The sequence below is a fragment of the Pedobacter westerhofensis genome (assembly GCF_900182595.1).
Classification (GTDB): Bacteria; Bacteroidota; Bacteroidia; order Sphingobacteriales; family Sphingobacteriaceae; genus Pedobacter; species Pedobacter westerhofensis.
The window spans coordinates 1-2,191 of sequence record NZ_FXTN01000035.1; the positions used below are offsets into that span (position 1 = coordinate 1).

The 2,191-nt window shown below is 37.9% G+C and carries 3 protein-coding genes; all 3 read left to right on the forward strand.

Annotation, left to right across the window (positions count from 1 at the left end):
• The first annotated feature begins 234 nt into the window (after nt 1–234).
• The 3 genes from FN831_RS27510 (at nt 235) to FN831_RS27525 (ending at nt 1,862) form a co-directional block, all read left to right on the forward strand.
• The gene (locus FN831_RS27510) at nt 235–471 is read left to right on the forward strand and encodes a hypothetical protein (protein WP_142531421.1); all 237 of its coding nucleotides are present in this window, start codon (nt 235–237) and stop codon (nt 469–471) included.
• 127 nt (nt 472–598) lie between these two features.
• Entirely contained in the window at nt 599–1,075 is a 477-nt protein-coding gene (locus tag FN831_RS27515; protein WP_142531422.1) for a hypothetical protein, read from the forward strand.
• Between the two features lie 559 nt (nt 1,076–1,634).
• A complete protein-coding gene (locus FN831_RS27525) occupies nt 1,635–1,862 on the forward strand; it encodes a hypothetical protein (RefSeq protein ID WP_246101794.1) in 228 nt (75 codons plus the stop codon).
• The last annotated feature ends 329 nt before the right edge of the window (nt 1,863–2,191 follow it).

Below are 2,191 nucleotides of genomic sequence, written 5' to 3' on the forward strand. Positions count from 1 at the left end.
CACCAGAGCCGATGGTACTGCGGTAACACGTGGGAGAGTAGGTCGGTGCCAAATCTTAAAGAAAGCCTTTCAGGAAACTGAGAGGCTTTTCTTGTATACTGGGGTTTTTTAAAATCTATCTGTGCCTATACTGCTTACAGCAACGATTTACCTATCGATAGTGTTCTACCGTTATTCAGTTAAATGCCAAAGTGTTTTTTTATATTTGAATTATTCTTCAAACAGGATTTAGTTATGGGATCTATAGTTGACAGGTTACTAGAAAATATGGATAATATGCATGAGCTTGGCAAGCAGCGTGCATTTGAATTGGGTAATCCATTTTATGCCCAATTTAAGGAAGATGGTGGATTATGGAGGAAAGAGATGCCTACTGGCGAAATATACCTGGTTACCATTGAGGTTGTATATGATGATAAAGGTATGCCTGTAAGAATCCTTGACACCAGCATAAAAGACTTTAATGCCTAAACCAGAGTTATTGTTCGTAGTAGGGTGCAATGCAGCCGGTAAATCCACATTTATACGCACGCGATTAGATCAGTTAAGCGGCTATCAAATATTAATGACAGATGTATATAAATCACGAACCAAAAATTTGGCTGAACTTTATATAGCTGAAGGGAGAAATATCATCCTGGAAACTGTTTTTAATGATGCATCATTTATAGATTTGGTCGATCTTGCGCAAAAGGAAGGTTATAAGACTTACCTGATTGTTCTTTTCCTTGATAATGTATCACAATCAGTTGCAAGGGTAGCGATGCGGGTTCTTCAGCAGAATGGCATTCCAATTTCAGACGGGGATGTTAAAATCAATTTCGTAGAGAGTTTTAAGAACGTTGCCGACTATTTTTACTATTTCGACAGAGTTGATTTCATCTATACTGGTGAAGGATCGGGCAATCAGTTAATCATGAATTTTCACAGGGATACGATCCTGTCATATACTGGTAACCAATTAGTCTATCCACAGAAATTTGCTGCATATAGTTTCCAAAGAAGTCATTTGACTGAAGAGGCCCGTGATCTGATTGTTAGAAATGTTAATTTCAAAAGTGATTTCTCATCATAAAGCAGGTCTCCCTGCAGTTTGTAATGTTTTTATGCCTAATTTATATATTATTTCTGGATGAAATGGTGCAGGAAAGACCACGGCAAGCTATACGATCTTACCAGAGATCCTTGATTGCAGGGAATTTATCAATGCTGAATATATAGCAGCTGAATTGTCCCCTTTGAATCCCGAAAGCGTCGCCATTGAATCTGGGCGTAAGATGTTAGAGCGGATTGAGGAATTGGTGCAGGAACGAGTTGATTTCGCAATTGAAACTACGCTTTCGACCCGTAGTTATGTTTCACTTATCAGAAAGGCCCAAAAATTAGGATATAAGTCAATTTATTATTCTTTTGGCTAAGCTCACCTGCCGTTGCTACAGAGAGGGTCGCAAGACGTGTAAGCAAAGGAGGGCAACATATACCCTCGGATGTAATTGAACGCAGATATTTTCGAGGTATCTACAATCTATATACTCTTTATATGCCAGTATGCGACGAATGGGTTTTGGTGAATAATATGGATCTGATACCTGAGGTTGTTGCCAAATCTATTGGCCTTGTGAAAACAATGTATAATGATGAACTTTGGAAGTATATTAAACAACAATATCATGGGTAATATTAAGGGTTTAAATCAGGATTCAACATTCAGTGATAAGGTAATGGTTGGGCTAAAAATAGCGCTGCGTAAGATGGCCGAAGAGGCTGCATTAAATGATGAAAGTCTCGTCATCGGAGATAAAGAAGGAAATGTCAAATGGGTTCCAGCCAAAGAATTGCTTAAGACTCTTCCTGAAAAATAATCATACTTCTTTATTGCACATTTTGAATCACACGGCTGATTCTTTAACCGCTATCCTCGGGAACTAAATTATTTATAGCTCATCAATACTCTTCTGGTACCCTCCTGGTGTAACCTCTTTCAGCTTTAGAAGTAACAATTATTCAAGCTAATCATTTACGATTTGGGTCTTCTTCTAAAGATTAAAGACATGATAAAGACCGCTATACAATTTAGTTTACGAAATTGTTTGTCTGCATTGATATTTTTCCTACTTTTGCATCCCGCTTCGGAGGAAGGGAAACAGTGAGAAGGATAAAGAAGTTAGTTTTTTGAAAGGCTTGTAAAGAG

What these genes read in the sequence shown, in the direction of transcription:
- FN831_RS27510 (WP_142531421.1), top strand. Translation starts at nt 235, where the DNA reads ATGGGATCTATAGTTGACAGGTTACTAGAAAATATGGATAATATGCAT.
- FN831_RS27525 (WP_246101794.1), top strand. Translation starts at nt 1,635, where the DNA reads ATGATGAACTTTGGAAGTATATTAAACAACAATATCATGGGTAATATT.